22 protein-coding genes are annotated in these 21,853 nt (G+C 74.4%); 9 read left to right on the top strand and 13 right to left on the bottom strand.

Translation table 11 applies throughout. The annotated features are described in order from the left end of the window. Positions 1 to 78: 78 nt before the first annotated feature. Positions 79 to 1,305 (bottom strand): serine hydrolase domain-containing protein, encoded by a 1,227-nt coding sequence (locus QMQ26_RS16960; RefSeq protein WP_282206236.1) that lies wholly within the window; start codon positions 1,303 to 1,305, stop codon positions 79 to 81. Positions 1,306 to 1,518: 213 nt separating this feature from the next. Here QMQ26_RS16960 and QMQ26_RS16955 point away from each other — a divergent pair, with 213 nt between their 5' ends. Continuing rightward, positions 1,519 to 2,109 (top strand): SigE family RNA polymerase sigma factor, encoded by a 591-nt coding sequence (locus QMQ26_RS16955; protein WP_282206235.1) that lies wholly within the window; start codon positions 1,519 to 1,521, stop codon positions 2,107 to 2,109. Then, positions 2,106 to 2,942, top strand: a complete 837-nt coding sequence (locus tag QMQ26_RS16950; protein WP_282206234.1) for a hypothetical protein — start codon at positions 2,106 to 2,108, stop codon at positions 2,940 to 2,942. Before QMQ26_RS16955 ends, QMQ26_RS16950 begins: the two co-directional genes overlap by 4 nt. Before the next feature lie 497 nt (positions 2,943 to 3,439). Here the strand turns inward: QMQ26_RS16950 and QMQ26_RS16945 are convergent, their stop codons facing one another. From QMQ26_RS16945 to QMQ26_RS16935, 3 genes are all read right to left on the bottom strand, one after another. Beyond that, positions 3,440 to 4,216 (bottom strand): ABC transporter permease, encoded by a 777-nt coding sequence (locus QMQ26_RS16945; protein ID WP_100837418.1) that lies wholly within the window; start codon positions 4,214 to 4,216, stop codon positions 3,440 to 3,442. Beyond that, positions 4,213 to 5,217 carry an ATP-binding cassette domain-containing protein gene (locus QMQ26_RS16940; protein WP_282206233.1) on the bottom strand — a complete coding sequence of 335 codons (1,005 nt, stop codon included), beginning with the start codon at positions 5,215 to 5,217 and terminating at the stop codon, positions 4,213 to 4,215. The genes QMQ26_RS16945 and QMQ26_RS16940 overlap by 4 nt, the downstream gene beginning before the upstream one ends. Before the next feature lie 91 nt (positions 5,218 to 5,308). Further along, positions 5,309 to 5,977, bottom strand: coding sequence for a DUF4097 family beta strand repeat-containing protein (locus QMQ26_RS16935; RefSeq protein WP_282206232.1), 669 nt, complete (start codon positions 5,975 to 5,977; stop codon positions 5,309 to 5,311). Positions 5,978 to 6,231: 254 nt separating this feature from the next. On the opposite strand from QMQ26_RS16935, the gene QMQ26_RS16930 reads away from it, so the two are divergent. Further along, on the top strand, positions 6,232 to 7,014 hold the full coding sequence (locus tag QMQ26_RS16930; protein ID WP_282206231.1) for a helix-turn-helix domain-containing protein: 783 nt from the start codon (positions 6,232 to 6,234) through the stop codon (positions 7,012 to 7,014). Positions 7,015 to 7,018: 4 nt separating this feature from the next. Here QMQ26_RS16930 and QMQ26_RS16925 read toward each other — a convergent pair whose 3' ends face one another. Together QMQ26_RS16925 and QMQ26_RS16920 are read right to left on the bottom strand one after the other, a co-directional pair. Further along, on the bottom strand, positions 7,019 to 7,711 hold the full coding sequence (locus QMQ26_RS16925; RefSeq protein WP_282206230.1) for a DUF6882 domain-containing protein: 693 nt from the start codon (positions 7,709 to 7,711) through the stop codon (positions 7,019 to 7,021). A gap of 166 nt (positions 7,712 to 7,877) precedes the next feature. After that, positions 7,878 to 9,815 carry a lamin tail domain-containing protein gene (locus QMQ26_RS16920; RefSeq protein WP_282206229.1) on the bottom strand — a complete coding sequence of 646 codons (1,938 nt, stop codon included), beginning with the start codon at positions 9,813 to 9,815 and terminating at the stop codon, positions 7,878 to 7,880. Between the two features lie 277 nt (positions 9,816 to 10,092). Here QMQ26_RS16920 and QMQ26_RS16915 point away from each other — a divergent pair, with 277 nt between their 5' ends. Next, the gene (locus tag QMQ26_RS16915; RefSeq protein ID WP_282206228.1) at positions 10,093 to 11,019 is read left to right on the top strand and encodes a LysR family transcriptional regulator; all 927 of its coding nucleotides are present in this window, start codon (positions 10,093 to 10,095) and stop codon (positions 11,017 to 11,019) included. 7 nt (positions 11,020 to 11,026) lie between these two features. On the opposite strand, the gene QMQ26_RS16910 is transcribed toward QMQ26_RS16915, so the two are convergent. The 3 genes from QMQ26_RS16910 to QMQ26_RS16900 all read right to left on the bottom strand — a co-directional run bounded on the left by QMQ26_RS16910 (position 11,027) and on the right by QMQ26_RS16900 (position 14,637). Continuing rightward, complete coding sequence (locus QMQ26_RS16910) at positions 11,027 to 12,181, bottom strand: metallophosphoesterase (protein ID WP_404814183.1); 1,155 nt, start codon at positions 12,179 to 12,181, stop codon at positions 11,027 to 11,029. A 243-nt stretch (positions 12,182 to 12,424) separates the two neighbouring features. Continuing rightward, on the bottom strand, positions 12,425 to 13,615 hold the full coding sequence (locus QMQ26_RS16905; RefSeq protein WP_282206227.1) for an LVIVD repeat-containing protein: 1,191 nt from the start codon (positions 13,613 to 13,615) through the stop codon (positions 12,425 to 12,427). Between the two features lie 77 nt (positions 13,616 to 13,692). After that, complete coding sequence (locus QMQ26_RS16900) at positions 13,693 to 14,637, bottom strand: LysR family transcriptional regulator (protein ID WP_100837426.1); 945 nt, start codon at positions 14,635 to 14,637, stop codon at positions 13,693 to 13,695. Positions 14,638 to 14,836: 199 nt separating this feature from the next. Here QMQ26_RS16900 and QMQ26_RS16895 point away from each other — a divergent pair, with 199 nt between their 5' ends. Continuing rightward, positions 14,837 to 15,718 carry a ketopantoate reductase family protein gene (locus tag QMQ26_RS16895; protein WP_282206226.1) on the top strand — a complete coding sequence of 294 codons (882 nt, stop codon included), beginning with the start codon at positions 14,837 to 14,839 and terminating at the stop codon, positions 15,716 to 15,718. Between the two features lie 387 nt (positions 15,719 to 16,105). Here the strand turns inward: QMQ26_RS16895 and QMQ26_RS16890 are convergent, their stop codons facing one another. Together QMQ26_RS16890 and QMQ26_RS16885 are read right to left on the bottom strand one after the other, a co-directional pair. Further along, on the bottom strand, positions 16,106 to 17,515 hold the full coding sequence (locus QMQ26_RS16890) for a DEAD/DEAH box helicase (RefSeq protein ID WP_282206225.1): 1,410 nt from the start codon (positions 17,513 to 17,515) through the stop codon (positions 16,106 to 16,108). Positions 17,516 to 17,830: 315 nt separating this feature from the next. Continuing rightward, positions 17,831 to 18,034 (bottom strand): cold-shock protein, encoded by a 204-nt coding sequence (locus tag QMQ26_RS16885; RefSeq protein ID WP_030918248.1) that lies wholly within the window; start codon positions 18,032 to 18,034, stop codon positions 17,831 to 17,833. 449 nt (positions 18,035 to 18,483) lie between these two features. Between QMQ26_RS16885 and QMQ26_RS16880 the strand changes: the two genes are divergently transcribed. Continuing rightward, on the top strand, positions 18,484 to 18,705 hold the full coding sequence (locus QMQ26_RS16880; RefSeq protein ID WP_100837429.1) for a hypothetical protein: 222 nt from the start codon (positions 18,484 to 18,486) through the stop codon (positions 18,703 to 18,705). Between the two features lie 320 nt (positions 18,706 to 19,025). On the opposite strand, the gene QMQ26_RS16875 is transcribed toward QMQ26_RS16880, so the two are convergent. Then, on the bottom strand, positions 19,026 to 19,661 hold the full coding sequence (locus QMQ26_RS16875; protein ID WP_282206224.1) for a TetR/AcrR family transcriptional regulator: 636 nt from the start codon (positions 19,659 to 19,661) through the stop codon (positions 19,026 to 19,028). Positions 19,662 to 19,769: 108 nt separating this feature from the next. Between QMQ26_RS16875 and QMQ26_RS16870 the strand changes: the two genes are divergently transcribed. From QMQ26_RS16870 to QMQ26_RS16860, 3 genes are all read left to right on the top strand, one after another. After that, positions 19,770 to 20,444 carry a hypothetical protein gene (locus tag QMQ26_RS16870; RefSeq protein WP_282206223.1) on the top strand — a complete coding sequence of 225 codons (675 nt, stop codon included), beginning with the start codon at positions 19,770 to 19,772 and terminating at the stop codon, positions 20,442 to 20,444. Positions 20,445 to 20,534: 90 nt separating this feature from the next. Beyond that, positions 20,535 to 20,804 (top strand): type II toxin-antitoxin system Phd/YefM family antitoxin, encoded by a 270-nt coding sequence (locus QMQ26_RS16865; protein WP_282206542.1) that lies wholly within the window; start codon positions 20,535 to 20,537, stop codon positions 20,802 to 20,804. A 6-nt stretch (positions 20,805 to 20,810) separates the two neighbouring features. Next, complete coding sequence (locus tag QMQ26_RS16860) at positions 20,811 to 21,092, top strand: type II toxin-antitoxin system RelE family toxin (protein ID WP_282206222.1); 282 nt, start codon at positions 20,811 to 20,813, stop codon at positions 21,090 to 21,092. A 217-nt stretch (positions 21,093 to 21,309) separates the two neighbouring features. On the opposite strand, the gene QMQ26_RS16855 is transcribed toward QMQ26_RS16860, so the two are convergent. Continuing rightward, positions 21,310 to 21,717 carry a carboxymuconolactone decarboxylase family protein gene (locus QMQ26_RS16855; RefSeq protein ID WP_282206221.1) on the bottom strand — a complete coding sequence of 136 codons (408 nt, stop codon included), beginning with the start codon at positions 21,715 to 21,717 and terminating at the stop codon, positions 21,310 to 21,312. Positions 21,718 to 21,853 lie beyond the last annotated feature (136 nt).

The following is a 21,853-nucleotide window of genomic DNA, read 5'->3' as shown; positions in this document are numbered from 1 at the left end:
GCGGGGCGCTCCGCCGTTCCCGTCCGCGGGGCGCTCCGCCGTTCCCGCCCGCCGGGCGCTCCGGCCGCCGGGTGCCGTTCACAGCGCGGGCAGGCCGAACGCGGCGGCGGCGACCCGGTACTGGGCGGTGAACGGGGCGCCCCGGCGGGAGGTCGGGGTGAAGGAGTACACCAGGGTCCGGGCGGCGTCCCGGGTGGCGAACACGGCGCTGGTCCAGCCCGGGCGGCTGCCGGTCTTGCCCCACAGCACCAGGCCGGGCGCGGGGGAGAGGCGCATCAGGCCGGCGCTGAGGCAGGCCCGGCCGCCGGTGGTGCCGAGGTCGAGGCCCGGGCCCCGGAAGTTCGGCACGTCCGGGACGGTGAACAGCTCGGCCTGCTGGGCGGGCGGCAGCAGACGACCGCCGAGCAGCGCGGTGAGGAAGCGCTCCAGGTCGGGCGCGGTGGAGACCATGCCACCCTCGGCCCACGGCCACGGACTCTGCCGGGTGACGTCCGCCAGGTCGGTGCCGCCGTCCGGCCGGGGCACGGCGAGCACGGCGTGCGCGCTCGGGTCCGGCAGCGAGGTGTCGGCCGCGTCGGGCACCGAGGTGCGGTGCAGGCCCAGCGGGCGCAGCACCCGGTCGGTGACCTCCCGGGCGAAGCTCCGGCCGGTGACCCGCTCGATCAGCAGGCCCGCCAGGAAGTAGTTGACGCCGTTGTACTGCTGGGCGGTGCCGGGGGCGAACTGCGCCGGCCGGCCGGCCAGCGAGTCGAGCACCTGCTGCGGGGTCCAGTGGTCGGCGGCGTGCGCGACGAACCAGGCGGCGCTGCCGTCGTCGCCGCCGCCGGGCTCGCTGCCGCCGGGCAGCCCGCTGGTGTGGTTCAGGAGCTGGCGCACCGTCACCGGCGGGTGGCCGACCGGCAGCGCCACGGGGAGGTGGCGCTGGACGGTGCCGTCCAGGTCGATCCGCCGCTCGGCGGCGAGTTGCAGGAGCACGGTGGCGGTGAACACCTTGGAGATGCTGCCGATCCGGAACCGGCCGTCCGCCCGCACCGGCCGCCCGGTGGCCGGGTCGCCCGTCCCCGCGGTGCCCGTCCAGTGGCCGCCGGTGCCGCCGACCCGCACCACGGCGCTGGTGAGCCCGGCGCCGGACGGGTCGGCGATCGAGGCCCGCAGCGCGGCGGCGTCCAGCCCGGTCGGACCGGCGCCGAACGCCCCGGGACCGGACGGGTCGGCACCGGACGGGGCGGCCTCGCCGAGCGCCACCACCAGCGCGCTGATCGCGGCCGTGCCCGCCAGCTCGCGTCCCATCATCCTCGTGCTCATCCCCGGCCTCCCCAACTTCCCTGCGCTGCTTGCCCGCTGACGTGAAAGAGTCTTCCGCTCGGGCCGCGCCGGGCCATCCGGGACGGACCCCGAACCGACCCCGAACCGGCCCCGATCCGGGCCCCGAGCCGGACCCCGGGACGGTGGCGGCCCGGGCCGCAGTTCGTCGGCGGGGCTGACAACCTTTCCGCCGGGCCCGGACGTCTGGTCGGTGTGAGTCGAGAAACCGAGGACGACGCCTACGCCGATTTCGTCGGGACCGCCTGGCCCCGGCACCTGCGCACCGCGACGCTGATCGCGGGTGACCGGCACCGGGGGGAGGAACTCCTCCAGGACTGCCTGGTCAAGCTGTACGTGCGCTGGCGCCGGATGCGGACCGACGACCCGCACGCCTACCTGCGGCGGATGCTGGTCAACAACCACATCAGCTGGTGGCGGCGACGTCGTAGGGAACTGCTCATCGCCGAACCGCCGGACGCCCCCAACGGGGGTCCGACGGCGCCGGAGGCTTCGGACGAGCTGTACCGGGCGCTGCGCGAACTACCGCCCCGCCAGAGGGCGGTGGTCGTACTGCGGCACTTCGAGGACCTGTCGGAGAAGGACACCGCCGCGATCCTCGGCTGCTCGGTCGGCACCGTCAAGAGCCAGCACTTCCGGGCGGTGGCCCGGCTGCGCACCGCCCTGTCGGAGGTCCGCCCGGCGGACCGGTCGTCGGACCGGCCGTCGGACCGGCCGTCGGACTGGGCGCCGGTCCGGGCGACCCAGCTGATCCAGTCGAAGAAGCAGGAGAACATCACACGATGAACGACATCGAAGACCAGGAGATGTCCCGCGCGCTGCGGGACCTGGCGGGCCGTCACGGCACCGCCGGACCGGCCCCGGTGGCCGAGCTGCTGCACCGCGGCCGCCGCCGCCGGGGGCTGCGGCTCGCCGCCGTCACGGGCAGCGCCGCCGCGGTGGCCGCGGTCGCGGTGTTCGGCGCGACCGCCCTCGCGGGCGGCCCGTCGAGCACAGCCGCGGTGGGCCCGGCCGGCCAGGGCACGGCCTCCGTGTCCGCCTCCCTCTCCGCGTCGACCGTCCGTACCGGGCCGACCACGCCCGCGGAGATCGCCGACCTGCTCAGCAGCCGCTTCCCGACCGGGTACCACGCGGACGGCCGGCCGACGCTGGTCGACAGCCGGAGCACGGGCGCCGACGCGGAGGAGCGGAAGAGGCTGGCCGAACTCCAGGGCGGGACCCCGGCGCCGAGCCGACCCCTGCCGGAGACGATCGGCGCGGGGTACACCGTCACCAACGGCACGAAGACCGGCACCGTGCAGCTCAGCATCATGCACCTGCCGAACGGGACCGGGCAGCTGGCCGACCCGTGCAACAACCTGCCGGGCTGCTCCGCCACCCGGCAGCCGGACGGCAGCACCCTGGTGCTCTCCCTCGCGCCGGCGCCGGCGGACCTCCCGCAGGTGTGGCGGGCCGACCTGTACCGCACCGACGGCACCGTCATCGCGGCCGAGTCCGGCAACGTCCCGCTCCCCGGGCACGGCCAGGACCTGTACACCGGGCCGCCGGTGCTGAACGGCGAGGCGCTCACCGCCCTCGTCCTCGACCCGGTCTGGACGCAGGGGGCCGCCGGACACTGAACCACCTGACCCGGAACGGGGCGGACCACCGCCCCCGGGGCGGGCCACCGACCGGGAGCGGACGCCGACGGTGGCGGATGACGACGCCCGACGCCCCGGCCGACCACTGAGGTCCGGTCGGCACCCGCACCACACGTGGCTCGTGCAGCTCGCGCAGCTCGTGCAGTTCGTTTCCTCGCAGTTCGCACCAGGTCCGGAACGGCGGCGGCCACAGCCGCGCCGCACCACGCGGCAGCGCCGCGATCCGCGGACCCCGGGCGTCCGGGCGGTCGACCCCCGGCACCGCAGCGCCCTCCGCGCCACCCGTCTCCCACCGTCCCCCCGCACACGCGGCAGCGGCGATGGCGGTCACGGGCCCGCAGGCGTGCGGGGCGCGCACGCGGAACGGCCCTTCCGACGGCTCGTCATCCACCTTCCCGCGCCGCGGCGACCGCGTTGCCGTGCGGGTGGTTCGACGTGCCGCCGGAAGGGCTCCGGGGGTGTGGTGCGGGCGGTGGTTACCGCGGGTCGCGGTCGAACTGGGCGCGGGACCAGCGGTAGCCGAGGACGGTGAGGGCCGCGCACCACAGCAGGGCGATCCACCAGTTGTTGCCGATGCCGGTGCCCAGCAGCAGGCCGCGCAGTGTCTCGATGGCGGGGGTGAACGGCTGGTACTGGGCGACCGGCTGGAACCAGCCGGGCATCGAGTGCAGCGGGACGAAGGCGCTGGAGATCATCGGCAGCAGGATCAGCGGCATCGCGGCGTTGCTGGCGGCCTCCGCGTTGGGGCTGCCCAGGCCCATGCCGACGGCGATCCAGGTGAGCGCCAGGGCGACCAGGGCGAGCAGGCCGAACGCGGCCAGCCACTCCAGCAGGTTCGCGTCGTGCGAGCGGAAGCCGATCGCCACCCCGACCGCGCCGACCAGCACCACGCTGGCCACCGACTGCAGCACGCTGCCGGCCACCCGCCCGAACAGCACCGAGCCGCGGTGGATCGCCATGGTGCGGAACCGGGCGACGATGCCCTCGTTCATGTCGGTCGCCATCGAGACGGCGGTGCCGATCACGGTCGAACCGATGGTCATCATCAGGATGCCGGGCACCAGGTAGGTGACGTAGGCGGAGCGGCCCAGGCCGCCGCTCATCGCGCCGCCGAAGACGTAGACGAACAGCAGGAGCAGCATCACCGGGGTGAGCAGCAGGTTCAGGGTGAGCGACGGGTAGCGCCGGGCGTGCAGCAGGTTGCGCCGCAGCATGGTGGACGAGTCGCGGACGGCGAGGGCGAGCTGGCTCATCGTGCGTTCTCCTTGGCGGAAGCGGCGGAAGCGGCCTGGGCGGTGGGGGCGGCGGGGGCGGCGGTCTGGGCCGGGAGGGCGGGGGCGCCGGTCAGGGCGAAGAAGACGTCGTCGAGGTCGGGGGTGTGGACGGTGAGTTCGTCGGCCGCGACGCCGGCGGCGTCCAGCCGGTCGAGGACCGAGCGCAGGGCGCGCTGGCTGCCGTCGCTGGGCACGCGCAGGGCGAGCGCCTCGTCGTCGCGGGCGGCCTCGGCGAGCGCGTCGGCCGCGGCGCGGTGGGCGGCGGGATCGGTGAACCGGAGCCGGACGTGGCCGCCGGGGACCAGGCGCTTGAGCTCCTCGGCGGTGCCCTCGGCCGCGATCACGCCGTCGTGCAGGACGGCGATCCGGTCGGCGAGTTGGTCGGCCTCCTCCAGGTACTGGGTGGTGAGCAGGACGGTGGTGCCGCCGGCGACCAGTTCCCGGATGATCTGCCACATGCCGTGGCGGCTGCGCGGGTCGAGCCCGGTGGTGGGCTCGTCGAGGAAGATGATCCGGGGGTCGCCGACCAGGGTCATCGCGATGTCCAGGCGGCGCTTCATGCCGCCGGAGTAGGTGGAGGCGGGCTTGTCGGCGGCGTCGGTGAGGTCGAAGCGGGCCAGCAGCTCGGTGGCCACCCGGCGGCCCTCGGCCTTGGGCAGGCGGTGCAGGTCGGCCATCAGCAGCATGTTCTCCCGGCCGGTGATCAGGCCGTCGACGGCGGAGAACTGGCCGGTGACGCCGATCGCGGCGCGGACCCGCTGGGCCTCGGTGGCCAGGTCGTGGCCACCGACGGTGATCTCCCCGGCGTCGGGGGTGACCAGGGTGGAGAGGATCTTGACGGCGGTGGTCTTGCCGGCCCCGTTCGGGCCGAGCAGGGCGAAGACCGTTCCGGTGGGGACGGCGAGGTCGACGCCCTTCAGGACGCTCTTGTCGCCGTAGGACTTGCGCAGCCCGTTCGCCGCGATGGCCAGGCCGGTCATGGGGTGCTCCTGGGGGTGTGGGGGTCGGTGCGGGGACGGCGGTGCTGGGCTGGGTTGGGCTCTGGGCTGGGCTGAGCGGCGCGGCGGCGGGTCAGACGGTGCGGGCGGAGATGTCGCCGTGCGCGGTGGTGGCGCGGATGGTGACCGCCGGGACGTCGTCGGCGTTGCGCAGCGCGTTGTCGATCCGGCCGTGGCCGGTGCCGGCGTCCAGCGAGGCGGAGACGCCGCGGGCCACGCCGACCGCGATCGAGCCGGACCGGGTGGTCAGTTCGAGCGCGCCGCGCACCGCCTCGGTGACGGTCAGGTCGCCGCGCTGGGTGCTGAACGCGCCGGGGCCGGTGAGGCGGCCGACCTCGATGTCGCCGTCCTGGAGGGTGAGTCGGGCGGCGGACGCCTCGTCGAGCTTGACCGAGCCCCGGGCGCTCTCGAAGGTGACCGCGCCGAGCCGGCCGACGCCGCGGAGCCGGGCGTCCGCGCTCTTCGCCTCGACCGTGGAGCCGGAGGGCAGTTGCACGGTGACCTCCAGCGCGCCGGACGGGCCGAGCAGGCGGTGCGCGGCGGAGTCGGTGACGATCCGCAGCACGCCGTCGGCGTAGCCGACCTCGGTGTGCTCGACGGCCTTCGCGTCGCGGCCCTTGGCCGGGTCGGCGGGGCGCAGCTCGACCACGGTGTCGGTGCGGTCGGCGGCGATGAACCGGACCAACCCGGCCGGGACGTCCAGGACGACGGTGACCGGGGCGGCGGTGTCGAACTTCTGCATGGTGTGCTCCCTGCTCGCGGTGCGGTACCGGTGCGGCGCCGCTTCGTTTCTGACATTGGAAACGCTACGTTGCGTTCATTGATCTAGCAACAAGCTTGTTGCAATCAAACGCCATCGGTGCAGGTGAGAGCGGGAAAATCATTGCAATGGGCCTGGAGATAACGCAACGTCAGGAGTGGTGTTCGTTGCAATGGGATGACGGTGAACGCTATGCTGGGCGCGGCAACGTCACGCACCGCAGAAGGAGGCCCCCGATGCCGGGAGGCAGGCTCACCCAGCAGGAGCGCCAGCAGATCGCGCTGGGGCTGGCCGACGACCTGGCCTACGCGGAGATCGCCCGCCGGCTCGACCGTCCGACCTCGACCGTCACCCGGGAGGTCATGCGCAACGGCGGCCCGGCCGGCTACCGGGCCGACCTCGCCCAGCGGGCCACCGAGCACCGCACCCACCGCCGGGCCGCGCTGCCCCGCGACCCGCACCTGGCCGACCGCCCCGACGACGGGCGCGACCCCGGCGCGGTGGACGCCTTCGAGGAGGCGATCACCACCGTCTTCATGCAGTCCGGCCTGAGCCGGATGCCCGCCCGGGTGCTGGCCGCGCTGCTGCTCACCGACTCCGGCAGCCTGACCGCCACCGAACTCGCCCAGCGCCTCCAGGTCAGCCCGGCGTCCGTCTCCAAGGCGGTGGCCTTCCTGGACGAGCAGTCGATGGTCCGCCGGGAGCGCGACGAGCGCCGCCGCGAGCGCTACGTGGTGGACGACGAGATCTGGTACCAGTCCGCGGTGGCCAGCGCCCACGCCAACGCCGCGGTGGCCGCCACCGCCCGGCAGGGCGTCGTCGTGCTCGGCTCGACCAGCCCGGCCGGGACGCGGCTGGAGAACATCGCCCGGTTCCTCGACCACCTCTCCGAGATGCTGCTGCGCGCCGCCGACCAGGGCCGCGACGTGCTGTTCACCAAGCCCGTCCGGGAACCGGACGACCCGGCCGGCGGCCCCGCGGACGATCCGGCGAACGGCCCTGCGGGCAGCCGCAGTTGAGCCGTCAGCGGCCGCCCACCGAGCCCTCGACGGAGGCGATCCGGCCCAGCGGGTCGAACGACACCCGGAGGTCGCGCCCGTCGGGCAGTCGGGCGGTGATCAGGTCGGGGCCCTCCGCCACCGGCACGCCGTGGTGCCAGAAGTAACCGCGCACCACGGCCCGGGCGTCGTGCCCGAACAGCCCCGCGCCGGTCAGCAGGAAGCGCGGCACCGTGACCGGGTCGAGCGGCGCCGGCGGCAGTGACGGGTCCTCCGGCACGAAGTACACCCGGGTCTGCGGCCCGGCCTCCTGCCCGATGTAACCGGGCGCGCCGAGCACGCCCATGCCGGTGAAGGCCAGCGCCTCCGCCGCGTGCCGCGGGTCGGCGAAACCGGACAGGTCGACCTCGGGTTCGGCCAACTCCGGTACGCTGTACGCCCGTCCGAACTCCGCGACCCGGGCGGAGGCGGCCGTCACGGGCGCCCCGCCGAAGCCCGGATTGGCCCAGCCCCACAGCCAGGACCGCCCCGCGGGGTCGTACGTCCCGAGCAGGCCCACCCGCAGCGTCCGGCCGCCGGTCTCGTAGGCGCACTCGCTCAGGTCGGCCGTCCACGGCGCGGCCGGCAGCGCCCGTTCCAGCGCCTCCAACTGCTCGGCGCCCCAGGCGGCGTGCGGCTCGGCGGCGCGCAGGAAGGACTCGGTGAAGGTCGTGGCCATCCGGACACCCTAGTGGCCCGGTCACGGGCGGCGGGCCCCGGTCCCCGGTCACGGGCGGCGGGCCCCGGCCGCGGCGTGCTGCGCGGTCGGGGCCCGGTCTGCTCAGGAGGCGGTCTGCTCGGAGGGCGGTGTGCTCAGGAGGCGGTGCGCTCGGGACGGGGCGTGCTCAGCAGGGGAAGGTGCCGCTGTAGAGCGCGTGCCCGTAGGAGGAGCTGCCGGAGCCGAAGCCGTAGATGCCGTCGTCGCTCCAGACCGCCTCGCGGAAGCCGTTGGCGCAGGTGGAGGTCGGCGCGAGGGCGAAGCCCTCCAGGTTGTCGACCGGCATGACGGCGGGGTTGGTGTAGGTCACGTCCGGCACGATCGCGCCGCTCGCGTTGACCTTCAGGAAGGTGTGGGTCTCGCCGCAGGTGTTGTCGCAGGTGGCGACGATCCGCTGGGTGCCGGCGTCGAAGGTCACGTCCATCACGCCCGGCTTGCCGGTGGAGACGGTGCCGAAGGTGGTGAAGGTGCCGTTCGAGTTGAGGCCGTAGACGTGCAGGGTGCCGTCGTACTCCAGCCCGGCGAAGAACAGGCCGGCGCCGTGCAGCGGGTAGTTCGCCGGGTTGTAGGCGGAGCCGGTGAGCGGGTCGGTCCAGCCGTTGGCGGTCAGCCAGCTGTCCGGGACGTAGCCGACGCCCTCGAAGCCGAGGTTGGCGTCGTCCTTGCTGCCGGTGTCGAGCTGCGGGAACTGCGAGGTCATGTCCCACTGGTGGAGCGGGGTCAGGGTGCTGCCGCCGGCGTTCGGGTCGAACTCCAGGACGGTGTCCTTGGGCGCGGTGTTCTTGGTGTTGTCGCGCTCGGAGGTCACGTAGAGGTGCCCGTTGGGGCCGACGGTCAGGCCCTCGGAGTCCGGCTCGCCGGTGCCGCCCGCGAAGCGGATCTGCTTGCCGGTCGCGCTCCAGGTGGCGTCCGGGACCCACTTGCCGTTGCTCTTGACCAGCTTGTACAGCCAGTTCTTGTTCTTGGCGGCCCACAGCACGGACGGGTTGGCCGGGTCGAAGGCCAGGCCGCTGACGTCCCGGCCCTCGGGGCCGGTGGAGGTGGTGAACGCACAGACGTTGTCGGCGATGGTGACGTCCGGGCCGCCGGGCCAGGCCGGCGTGCCGGCGGGCTTGGCGCCGGTGCCGCCGGGCGCCTCGGGGGCGCAGCCGCTGGTGAGCGAGCCGCCGCCGCCGAGCAGTTGGCCGGTGGGGGTGCCGCCGGTGCCGCCGCCGGGGGTGCTGCCCGCGCAGGAGTTCACGGCGCCGAAGGTCGCGTTCGCGGAGGTCTGGAAGCCGGTGGCGCAGCGCTCGTCGGAGGGCTTGGCGCCGCCGGTCGCCCAGGTGACCGAGTCGACGGTGTTGCCGCTGCCGTCGAGCAGGAACAGCGCGTCGTTGTCGCCCAGCCCGATGGTGGAGTTGAACGTGACGTAGCCGCCCGCGGGGATGCTGGTCGCGCTCGGCGAGGAGGACGAGATCGAGGCGGCGGAGTGCGAGGTGTCGCCGTCGACGTACTTCCACGAGCCGATGCTGACGGCGCTGGTGCCGCCGTTGTACAGCTCGACGGTGTCCGAGCCGTCCGAGCCGACCTCGTTGATCCGGATGCGGCTCGCGGCGGGCACGGAGGCCGGGCAGCCCGCGGCGTTCGCGGAGCCGAAGGTGGCCGCGGTGGTGGCGGTGACCCACCCGCCGGTGCCGTCGCCGCCGCAGCGGGCGATCGCGGGCTTGGCCTTGTCGGTGGCCCAGTCGACCCGGTCGACCACCGTGCCGCCGGCCGTGTAGAGCACCACCTTGTCGGAGTCGCCCAGCCCCTTGGGCGAGTTGAAGGTGACGAAGCCGCCGGCCGGGATGCTGCTCGCGGACGGGCTGAAGGACTGCGGGGAGAAGCCGTCGTCGGACATCTTCCAGCCGCTGATGCTCACCGCCGCCGGGCCGCCGTTGTAGAGCTCCACCGTGTCGTTGCCGTTGGAGGTGACCTCGTTGATGCGCACGTTCTGGTAGCCGGACGGGTCGGCCGCCGCGGCGGGCTGCGCGACGATCAGCCCGGTGGCGATCAGCCCGGAGAACGTCAGGGACGCGGCGCACACGGAGGCGACGCCGACACGCGAGTGTGAGTTAGGCACGGGCCGGAACTCTGGCGACCCGACGTGGAGACCGCGTGTACGGCGGCTGAATCCCGGACGCTCCCCGCCGGAACGCCAGGTTCGGGGGCCGCCGGACCGCCCGGAACCGGCCACCGGCCCCGGCTGCGCCCGGCCGCCCACCGCACGAACGGCGGTTGGTCCCGCTGCCGCGTCACCCGCGCCCGGACCGCCGGAGACCGACCGGCCCACAACCGTCCGTTGTTCGGTAGGGTGGCCCGCCGTGGACCTCGAAGCCGTGCGCACCTACGTCGCCGTCGCGGAGGCGGGCCAGTTCCAGAAGGCCGCCACCGACCTGGCGATCACCCAGCAGGCCGTCTCCAAGCGGATCGCCGGGCTCGAACGCGACCTGGGCGTCCGGCTGTTCACCCGCACCCCGCGCGGTGCCGAACCCACCATCGACGGCCAGGCGTTCCTGCCGCACGCCCGCGCACTGCTGCGGGCCGCCGACCGGGCCGCCGCCTCCGTCCGCACCGGCCGCCGCCCGCTGCGCGTCGACGTGATCAACTCGCGCGGCGCGGCCTCCCGGCTGATGCGGGACTTCCACCGCGCCCACCCGGACGTCGAGTTGGACATCGTGATGCTGCTCGACATCGAGAGCGCCGTCGCCGCGATCCGCTCCGGCAGCGTCGACGCCTCCTTCCGGGCCGTCGCCATGCCCGGTCGGCCGCTGCCCGAGGACCTGACCGCCGTCCGGGTCGTCGACGAGCCGCTGCACCTGCTCACCGGCCCCGGGCACGCCCTCGCCGCCGCCCGCGCGGTGCCGCTCGCCGACCTGGCCGGACACCGGATCTGGATGCCCGGCATCCTCCCCGGTAGCGAGTGGGGCGCCTACTACGCCTCCCTGGCGGGCGAGTTCGGGCTGACCATCGAGTCGACCGGCCCCAACTTCGGCTCCGACGCGCTGCTCGACACCATCGCCGACACCCCCGCCCTGGCCACCTTCATGGGCGAGGACACCCGGCTGGTCTGGCCCACCGGGCACGGCCTGCGCCGCATCCCGGTGACCGACCCCGTCCCCGTCTACCCGCACTCCCTGCTGCACCACCGGGACGATCCGCACCCCGCGCTCCCGGCGCTGCGCGCCCACCTCGCCGCCGCCGCGACGACCGCCCCGGCCGGTACCTGGGTCCCGTCCTGGGCCCGCTGAACCGCCGTCAGCCGGCGGTCCCGGCGGTCCCCTCGCCCGCGCGCAGGGTCAGCAGGGTGATCTCGCTCGGCGCGAACACCCGGAACGGCGGCCCCCAGAAACCGGTGCCCCGGCTGGTGTAGAGCTGGGTGCGCTCCCCGTGCCGGCTCAGGCCCTGCACCACCGGCTGGTCCAGCCGGACCAGGTACCGGAACGGCCAGATCTGGCCGCCGTGGGTGTGCCCGGAGACCTGGAGGTCGACGCCGGCGGCCACCGCCTGCGGCACGTACTTGGGCTGGTGCGCGACCAGCAGCACCGGCAGCCGGGGGTCCGCCCCGGCCAGCGCGCCGGACAGGTCGGCCCGGTGCCCGTCCTCGCCGGAGGACGCCGCGGTGACGTCGTCCACCCCGGCCAGCACCAGGGCGTCCCCGCCGCGCTCCACCACCACGTGGCGGTTGTGCAGCGCCTCCCAGCCCAGCTCCGCCATCCGGTCCAGCCAGCCCTGCGCCTCGCCGCCGTACTCGTGGTTGCCCGTCACGTACACCCGGGCCAGCGCGGCCCGGACCGCGCCCAGCGGCGCGGACTGCTCCCGGCGCTGGGCGGGCGTGCCGTCCGCGATGTCCCCGGCGTGCACCACCACGTCCGCCGCCAGCGCGTTGACCGCCTCGGTGACCTGCGCCGACCAGGCCGCCCGGTCGATCGGCCCGTAGTGGGTGTCGGCCAGCACCACCACCCTGGTCCCGTCCAGCCCGGCGCCGAGCCGCGGCAGGCGGACGTCCAGCCGCCGCACCCGGGGCACCCGCATCGCCTCGTGGTGCCCCCAGGCCAGCAGCCCGGCCGACACCAGGACGACGGCCGCCGCGACCACCCGGGCCCGGCCGGTGCCGCCGACGCCGAACCCGGCCAGCAGCAGGTCCACCAGGCCGCCCAGCACCGACCAGGTGAACAGCACCCACACCACGCCCAGGCTGGTGTCCGCGATCCGGGCCGCCCGGTCGTCGCGCGCCCGCGAGCGGTGGCCCGCGACCATCAGGAACGGGAAGCCGACCATCCAGGCCAGCAGCACCGCCGTACCCGCCGGCACCACCGGCAGCGGCCAGTCGGTCCCGGCGGCCAGCAGCGTCCACCACGGCGGCAGGCAGAGCAGCACCAGGACCAGCACCAGCACGCCCAGCCGCCGCACCCCCGCCCGCCGGGCCCGCCCGCCACCGCCTGCGGCGTCCGTCCCGCCCGCCGTGTCCGCCCCGTCCAGGGTCCCGCTCTCCGCCACCGTGCCGCCTCCTGTGCGTGCCCCTCCGGCACGTGCCCGGTCAGCAGACGATCCGGGCGGGCTCCGTGCGGGAGGGTGATGCCGAGTCTCGCGCACGCGCGGGGGAGGCGGTAGCCCGGTGGTGCGGTCCGGGACGGCGCGGGGGCCGGGGGAGGCTCAGCCGCCGCCGTAGGTGGCCTGGGTGACGGCGAAGACGTTGCGGTTGCCGGTGGTCTCCTGGAGGGACCAGAGCAGGTCGGGCCCGGTGGTGTCCTCCCAGTAGGAGAGGCTCTCGCCGCCGCCCACCCAGGCGAAGGTGGAGGACCCGGCGGTCGGCGTCCAGTAGGAGAGCTTCTTCTCGCCCGAGGAGTTGAACCACCACCGGCCGTTGTGCGAGGCCACGCCGTTGAGGTGGTACCAGGGCAGCCGGAGCGCCTGGCTCGCGGTGGTCGTCGCGGCGAAGGTGGTGGCCCCCGGGGCGAACGGGAAGCGGACGGCGCGCGGCTCGCGCTCGGGGAAGTCCGCGCAGGGCGTGGTGGTCGGGCAGGTGTACTCCGTCGTCACGATCGACTTGCTGACCCGGTCCAGCGAGATCGACGACCACGCCAGCGCGGTGACGGAGGACGACGTGTGCGCCGTGACCGTGCCGACCTGGGGCAGCACGTAGGCGTAGTTGTGCGCGTAGTAGACCGACCCGGACTGGCGGCCGATCTGGTCGGCGGTGCCGCCGGTGTCGGTGTTCAGGATCTTGCGCATGTCGAAGACCCGCATGCCGACCGCGGTGTCGGCGACGTACAGGTAGTCGCCGTACCAGGAGACCCCGCCGGCGTGGATCGGGATGTCCTTGAAGCTGGGCGCGGCCGGGGTGCCGGTCGGCTCGACCAGCAGGATCTTGCGGTACTTGTTGGGGTAGGTGGCGTCCCAGTCGACCAGGGTGATCCGGCTGCGCTGGTGCTTGCCCTTGCAGGCGTCCGCCGTGTACCAGCTGACCAGCACCAGCTGGTGCCCGTCGTAGGTGCCGCTGTTCGCGGTGCCCACCGCGTCCCGGCTGGTGGTGATGCCCTGCGGGAGGCTCTGGCAGTCGCCGTCGTCGCCGTCGTCGAACCGGAAACCGGTGGACAGCCCGGCGACCGAGAAGGAGGACGCCAGCCCCTGCCGGTCGTGGTTCGCGTTGTCCATCACCGTGTGCACGGCGCTCGTGCCGAGCGTCGAGACCAGCGCCGCGTCGAGCGCGTCGTACTGGTGGTAGTCCGCGGTGAGGGTGAAGTCGGACGCCGGGATCGTGGTCAGCGCGGTCAGGGTGCCGGCGGCGGTGGCCGGCGGCGCGGCGGTGAGCACGCCGGTGAACAGCAGGCCGGCCGCGATCAAGGCTCTTGTGGCGTTTTGGACTTGAATGGCCATCAGGTTGAATCTCTCCCCCGTGGACGGATCAACGGCCCCTCACGCTAGGCGTGCGCCGACGGGTTCGCAACGGGTACGTCCCATCCCGTCGTCCGGCCGTCCCGGCGGGCGCAGTGCTCGGCGACGGTGTCCGCGAAGGCCCGGGCCAGCGGGGAAAGGGCGTCCCAGCGGCGGACCGCCCAGCCCGCCGTGAGCGGGGGCAGCGCCGGGATCGGGACCAGCCGCAGGTCGGGGTGGCCCGGGCCGGTCCACTCGGGCAGGGTGGGGACGACCGCCCGGCCGAGCCCGAGTCCGGCCAGCAGGATCGCGGTGTCCCAGTCCGTGACGCTGGTGTCGAAGACCGGCCGGATGCCCGACCCGGCCAGCCACCCGCCGAGCTGGGTGCGCGCGGTCGAGTTCTCCGGCAGCCCGATCAGCCGGACGTCCTGCAGGTCGGCGGGCTCGACCAGGGCCCGGTCCGCCAGCGGGTCCCCGGCCGCCACCGCCAGCGACCAGGGCAGGTGGACGACGGCGCGCTGCTCCACGTCCCCGCCGGCCGGCCGCAGGGTGATCCAGGCCAGGTCGACCGCCCCGGCGGCGAGCGCGTCGAAACAGCCGCGGCTGGACGTCTCGGTCTGGAACTCCAGGCTGGCCCGCGGGAACCGGCGCCGGAAGTCCACCACTGCCGCGGCCATGAAGTGCCGCACCGTCGTCGCCCCGGTGGTGACCCGCACCGACCCGCCCTCGGCCCGGGCGAGTTCCTCGATCCGCCGCACCGCCTGGTCGATCAGCCCCAGCCCCTCGGTCACCGCGCCCCGCAACAGCCGCCCCGCCGGGGTCGGCGCCACCCCCCGGGGCTGCCGCTCGAACAGGCTGAGGCCCAGCTCCCGCTCCAGCCGCTTCACGTGCTGGCTCACCGCCGACTGCGTGCACCCCAGGTCACGCGCGGCCCCGCTGAGCGAGCCGCTCCGGCAGACCGCGCCGAACACCCGCAGATCGTCAAGAGTCACAGACCCAAGCCTAGGCTTGCCCCTCTCCCAGCAAACCCATGGATTGACTTGCACCGCCGGACGTTTGACGATCGTTCCGGGCCCAGGGCGGCAACCCGCCCGCTGCCACCGCGCGCTCCGGACGCGCCCGGCACGGGCGGGTGTCGACCCGCCACCCCCTGCCCCACCGCTCGCCCTTCCCGCACTTCCAGGAGCATCCATGAGCACCAGCAAGCCGACCGTCGCCGTCCTCGGTCCGGGCGGGGTCGGCGGCCTGCTCGCCGCCCTGCTCGCCCGCGCCGGACACCGCGTCGTCTGCCTGGCCGGAGACCGGACCGCCGCCGTCCTGCGCGCGGACGGACTGCACGTCGACAGCGAGCAGTACGGGGAGTTCACCGCGGCGGTGGCGGCCGACACCGTGCTGCGCGAGCCGGTCGACGCCCTCTTCGTGACGGTCAAGCAGACCTCGCTCGCCGAGGCCCTCGACCGCGTCCCGGCCGACCTGCTCGGTTCGGCGGTCGTGGTCCCGCTCCTCAACGGCGTCGACCACCTCGTGGTGCTCCGGGCCCGCTTCCCGGCCGCCGAGGTCGTCGCGGGCACCATCCAGATCGAGGCCACCCGCACCGCCCCCGGCCGCATCGCCCACACCAGCCCGTTCGCCAACCTGGTCCTCGCCGATCCGGACCAGCGGCTCGAACCGTTCGCGCAGGCGCTGCGCGCGGCCGGACTGGGCGTCGCCCTCGGCCCGGACGAGAGCACGGTGCTCTGGAACAAGCTCTCCTTCCTCGCCCCGTTCGCCCTGCTGACCACCCGGCACCGCACCGACGTCGGCACCGTCCGCGACCGGCACCGCCCCGAACTGCTCACCGTCCTCGACGAGGTCGCCGCGGTCGCCCGCGCGGCCGGGGCACCGGCGGACGCCGAGGACCTGCTCGCCCTCTTCGACCGCTTCCCGGCGACGATGAGGTCCTCCATGCAGCGCGACGCCGAGGCCGGCCGCCCCCTCGAACTCGACGCCATCGGCGGAGCCGTCCTCCGCGCCGGAGCCGCCCACCGCGTCCCCACCCCGGCCACCGCCCAGCTGGTCGCCGCCCTCTCCTGACCACCCCGCCCGGCGCCCCGCCCCGCCCGGCGCCCAGGGCCACGCGACGGCCGGGCCCAGGGCTGGTGGCGGTGGCGGTGCGAAGAGGCGGGTGCGGCGCGGTCGGGCCGGGCGGCCGGGAGCCGGAACGGCTGCTGGACTACGGCCGGTCGGCGCTGGTCCCGCCGCCCGGCGGCGGGTCGGCCGGGGGCCCGCCGACGCCGGCCCGAGGGCTCACGCTCCGGCGTGCGGGCCACGGTGCGCACCCTCTCGCACGCGCTGAAGGCCCGCCGGGGCGGGCAACGCCGGCGAGGACGCCACGCTGTTCCTGATCGAGCGGCGCCGAGTTCCCGCATCGAGCGGCGCCGAGCGGCCACCCGGGCGCCACGGGGCGGGCGCCGCCGGGTTTCACCCGCTGTACGGCCGGGGCGAGGCGCCGCGCGCTCCGCCGGCGGGGCGCCCGTAGCGGTTGCGGCCGGTCGACCGGTTGTTGCGGGGCCGTTCGACCACGGGGTCGGGGATCGCGACCGGCACGCCGGTGGGGACGCGGGCGCCGGTGATCCGGGTGAGCTCCTCGTCACCGGCCCGGACCCTGGTGGTGACGGGGGTGATGCCGGCCGTGCTCATCATCCGGGCCGTCCCGCGGCGCTGGTTGGGCAGGACCAGGGTGACGACGGTGCCGGACTCGCCGGCCCGGGCGGTGCGCCCGCCGCGGTGCAGGTAGTCCTTGTGGTCGGCGGGCGGGTCCAGGTTGACCACCAGATCGAGGCCGTCGACGTGGATGCCACGGGCGGCGACGTCGGTCGCCACGAGCGCGGCCACCTGCCCGGACCGGAACTGCTCCAGGGTCCGGGTGCGCTGCGGCTGGGACTTGCCGCCGTGCAGCGCCGCGGCCTTGACGCCGCTCGCCAGCAGCGTCTCGACCAGGCGGTCCGCGCCGTGCTTGGTGTCGATGAACATGATCACCCGGCCGTCGCGGGCGGCGATGTGCGCGATCGTGGCGTTCTTGTCGGCGTTCTGCACGTGCAGCACGTGGTGCTCCATGGTGCTGACCGCCCCCGCCGAGGGGTCCACCGCGTGGGTGACCGGGTCCTTCAGGAAGCGCCGCACCAGGCGGTCGACGTTGCGGTCCAGCGTGGCGGAGAACAGCAGGGTCTGGCCGCCCTCGGCGACCTGCTCCAGGAACTCGGTGACCTGCGGCAGGAAGCCCATGTCGGCCATCTGGTCGGCCTCGTCCAGCACGGTGGCCTCGACCGCGTCCAACCGGCAGAGCCGGCGCTCGATCAGGTCCCCCAGCCGGCCGGGCGTGGCCACCACGATCTCCGCCCCCCGGTTCAGCACCTGCGCCTGCCGGCGGACCGGCACCCCGCCCACCACGGTGGCCAGCCGCAGCCGCACCGCCTGGGCGTACGGGGTGAGCGCCTCGACGACCTGCTGGGCCAGCTCGCGGGTGGGCACCAGGACCAGGGCCAGCGGGCTGCGCGGCTCGGCCTGCCGCCCGGCGGTGCGGGCCAGCACGGCCAGGCCGAAGGCCAGCGTCTTGCCGGAGCCGGTCCGGCCCCGGCCCAGCACGTCACGGCCGGCCAGCGCGTTCGGCAGCGTCGCGCCCTGGATCGGGAACGGCGCCGTGACGCCCCGCCGGGCCAGCACCGACAGCAGCTCCTTCGGCAGGTCCAGCTGGTCGAAGGACTCGACGGGCGGCAGCGCCGGAGTGGTGCTCACCGGCATCGCGAACTCACGTCCGGCACCGCCCGCCGCGGCGGACCGGGAGCCGGAGTTCTGGAACGGCGGGCGGCTGGGACGGGTCGAACGGTTCATGCGGGAGGCCTTCCTCTGGACGGCGCCTGACGTGCGGTCGGCGCTCACCGAACGGGCGGGAGCGGAAGACCTCGGACCCCGGACCGCAGGGGCCCGGTGAACCCCGGACCGCGGGGCCCGGTACCGGCTCGGACGCGGCACCGGTTCGGACACGGCACCGCGTGTTACCGCGCGTTCGCGCGGGAGGGCCGTCGGCGGCCAGGAGCGGGCCGGAACAGCCGGAGGTGGGTGGTGGAAACGCGCGAGGGCCCGCACCGGGCGTGATGCACACGGTGCGGGCCCCTCGCCGCCGGGCGGGTGCCGCGGCAGTAGGAACTACAGCGGGCGAATGTTCTCCGCCTGCGGGCCCTTCTGGCCCTGCGTGACGTCGAACTCGACCTTCTGGCCCTCGAGCAGCTCGCGGAAGCCGTTGGCGTTGATGTTCGAGTAGTGGGCGAAGACGTCCGGGCCGCCACCCTCCTGCTCGATGAAGCCGAAGCCCTTTTCCGCGTTGAACCACTTCACGGTGCCATTAGCCATGTAAAAAATCTCCTTCAAGGGACTTTCCGGCATCCGCACGTTACGGAAGCCGAGTCACCGCGATGAGCGCCCGCCCGGAAAAACACCGGAAAACAAAAATGCGCCCGCTACGCGAGCAGGCGCACACAAAGTTCATGGGAACCACTACTGCAACTACCTCGACTGTAGCAGCCCGGGGGCCGCGGCGGGCGGAAATCTCCATGCCAGTTTTTCGGCGGGTCGCCCGGGGTCACCGCCTCCGGGCCGCCGATCCGGTCAACTGGACTGTCTCCGAGTCGAGTTGCGAAGACTACAGGTCGCCGGGCGGCCCGGCGGCGCCCCCCGGCGGCCGGCTCCCGGGCCCGAGCCCCCCGGGAGTGTCGTCCGACACACCCGGAATTTCGGGCTCCGCAGAATTCGGGTGGCCCGAGGAGGCCCAACCCCGTTCCCCGCGGCGCATACTGGAGTGGATGAAAAAATCTGAAGCAGTCCGCCGGCACCTGCCCACCAGCCCCTTCAAAGCCAGGACCGAAGCACCGCGCAAGCACTTCGCCGTCGGCGACCGCGTCACCCACGACGCCTACGGCCTCGGCCGGGTCATCGGCGTCGAGGGCGACACCGCGGTGCTGGTCGACTTCGGATCACGACAGGAGCGCGTCGTCCAGCCGTTCACCGGCATGTTCAACCTCTGACCCGGCGCCCCCGCGCCGCCCGCCCGCCCGTCCGCCTCGCGGCGGCCGTGGTTGGGCCGCCGCGGCACGGGCAGGCGCCCTGTGATGCCGGAGCCGGTTGAGCAGCCAGACGGCCCCGGTGTCACCTGCCGACCGTCGGCACCGAGCACCACCGGTGCCGACGCGCAGGCGTGCCACGAACCTTTCCGGACGCCGGAGTCGACGGTCCGGGAATCGGTCCGCGCCTCCCGCCGCCCGGATCTCCCGCCGCCCGGGCTTCCTGCGCTTCCTGCCGCCGCCCGGGCTTCTCTCCCGCCGTCCGGGTTTCATGCCGCCCGGCTTCACTCCGCCCGGACGGGTGCGGCGAAACCGGCGCAGAGCAGCCGCACGCTCCGGGTGAACTTCTCGTCCTGGCCTAGGCGCGGCATCGACGGGCCCATCAGCAGCGGGAACCGCTCGCACAGCTCGGCGTAGCGCTCGGCGGTGACGGACGGCGGCGCGGCGGGCTGGTTCTGCTCCTGGAGCACGAAGCCGGTGACGTGGCTGAGCAGCGTGTCGGCGCAGACGGCGCAGTGGTCGGCGGGCAGTCCGGCGTCGAGGAGGGTGCGCAGCAGGCGTTCCATCAGGGCGAGGGCACCGGTGCTGAGCGTGCCGGGGCTCTCGGCGAGGAGCTGGGCGCCGCCGGGGTGCTGCTTGATGCTCAGCCGCAGGGCGGTGGCCTGGGTCGCGACCCGGTCCTGCCAGCCGGCGGCGGGCGGGAGGGCGGCGAGGGCCGCGCTGCCGGCGTCGTAGGCGGAGCGGCAGACCCGGTCGGCCATCAGGGCGAGCAGTTCCTCCTTCCCGCGCACGTGGTAGTAGAGGCTGCCCGCGTGGGCGTCCAGGCGGTCGGCGACCTGGCGCATGGACAGGTTCTGGTAGCCGACCTCGGCGAAGACGGCCATGCCCGCGTCGACGATGCGCTCCTTGGTGAGCTTCATGGGCCCACCGTACAAGGTTTTCCAACACCGTTCGAAAACTGTGCTAGTTTTGCGCCACCAGGTTTTCGAACGGTGTTGGAAACGCCGTGACAGGGGGAGGAACGGGACATGGGGGCGATCGTCTTCAACGTCACCACGGCCGCGCTGATGGTCATGATGGTCAACTGCGGCCTCGCGGTGCTCGGCCGCGACACCCTGCGCGGACGGCCGCTCCCCTGGGCGGCGGTCGCCCTCACCGCGATCGCCGTCGCCGGGGTCCTGCTCCAGCTGACGTGGTCCGGGGCGATGGACGCGCTCGACGCCGACCCCGCGAAGTCCGGCTGGTGGCGCGAACTCACCTCGGTGTTCATGCAGAACGGCGGCCTGTTCGGCGGCCTGTGGAACCTCCTCACCCTGGCCGCCGTCGCCGCGCTCGCCCAGTGGTACTGGGGCGGCCCGCTCACCCTCGCCCTCTTCCTCGCGGGCGTCCTGCTGCCCGGCCGGGTCGACGTCCTGCTCGGCCTCGGCGACGGCCCCAGCACCGACCCCCGCAACTTCGCCGGGAGCTCCGGCGCCACCTACTTCCTGGGCGCCACCCTGGCCCTCGCCCTCCTCACCCGCACCCGCCTGCCCAAGGAGATCGCCCTGGCCGCCGGCGTCCCGGTGCTCGGCCTCGCGATGTGGCTCGCCCAGGACAACGGCCACGGCCTGGTCTCCGTCTACGGCTTCGCCCTCGCCGCAGCGATCCGGGCCGTCCGCCACCTGCTCCACCCGACCCGCCCGACCGCCGACCCGATGACCTGACGGCCTGACCTCGCCCCGGTCGGGGGACGGCACCGCATCCAGCGGAGCACCCGGATGTACACCTGATACATTTCTTACATGAGCGAGCCCATGATCGAGTCCATGGCCGAGGTCCGCAGCCACCTTGCCGACGTCATCGACCGGGCGCGTCGCGAGGAGACTCCGACGATCATCACCCGGCGCGGCAAGCAGGAGGCCGTGGTGATCGACATCGAGGAGTACCGGCGTCTCCGTCGGATAGCGGACGCTGCCGAGGATGCCTGGCTGAATCGGCTGGCCGACGAGTCGGAGGCGGAGGGCCTGCAGGGGTCCGTTTCCCTGGAGGAGATGGCGGCGCTCCTCCGCAGCCAGGAAGGCTGACGTCCGATGGGCCACGTCACGCGCTTCACCCCGCGCGCGCAGCGGGACCTGCTGAAGATCGAGCGCTCCGACGCCCTGCGCATCCTGCGCCGACTCGCTGACCTGCAGCGGGCGATGGACCTCGGTGACACGACGGCGTTCGACGTCAAGGCACTCCAAGGGCACGCGGCCCGCTGGCGTCTCAGGATCGGCGACCACCGAGCGGTCTACACCGTGGAGAACGGCCAACTGATCATCTGGGTCCTGGGCGTGGGCCACCGCAGCGACATCTACCGCCAGCTCCCCTGACCAGCCGCACGTGTCGCCGGTTCCGAACGGCGCGCCACCCGGCGAAGCCGGCGGAGGCGGAACCCGAACCTGCGGGTGGCCGCCCCGGCGGGCTTCCCCCTCCTCCGTGCCAGGATAGGCATCCGGGGCACCGGCGGCCTCGAAGGGCGAACCCCTCCCGGTCCCTCGACCGACGCGCCGCCGATCACCGAGGGGGCGTCTCACCCGCGTGCGGCGGTCAGCGGACCGGCCCGCGGTCGTCGTCCGGCCGGAGTTCGGCGGCGATCTCCAGGCCGAGCGCGTAGGACGGCGTGCCCGAGGTGATCAGCGCCGTCTCCGCGACCCCGATCAGGTCGGCGATCCCGGCGCCCGCGTGGAGTGCGCCCCGGGCGTGGACCCGGGCCGGTTCCGCCCGGCAGAGAGCCGGCAACTGGCCGAAGTGGACCAGCTGTTGGACGCGGTCGCCGAGCGGGCTGTCGGCCAGGACGAGGTGGCGCAGCGCCGTGAACGCCTCCTCCGTGGGGAGCCGCCCGAAGTCCCGGGCCGGCCACGGCCGGTCCTCCACGGCGGGCGGGACGGCTCCGAACGTCGTCCGGTAGCGCTCCCGCAGCGCTTCGGAACGCTCGGCGAAGGTGCGGTCGGTCATGCCGCGACCCGCGCGATCGAGGCCCGGACGGCCGCCAGGGCGCCCGCGGGGAAGTCCACGGCCCCGCCGATCGCCGCGGCGGCGATCTCGGCCTCGGCGCTCTCCTCGACCGCCACCACCGGGTGCGCGGCAGCCG

The organism is Kitasatospora fiedleri (assembly GCF_948472415.1).
In the GTDB taxonomy this organism is placed as follows: Bacteria; Actinomycetota; Actinomycetes; order Streptomycetales; family Streptomycetaceae; genus Kitasatospora; species Kitasatospora fiedleri.
This window is presented reverse-complemented; position numbering and strand designations above follow the sequence as displayed.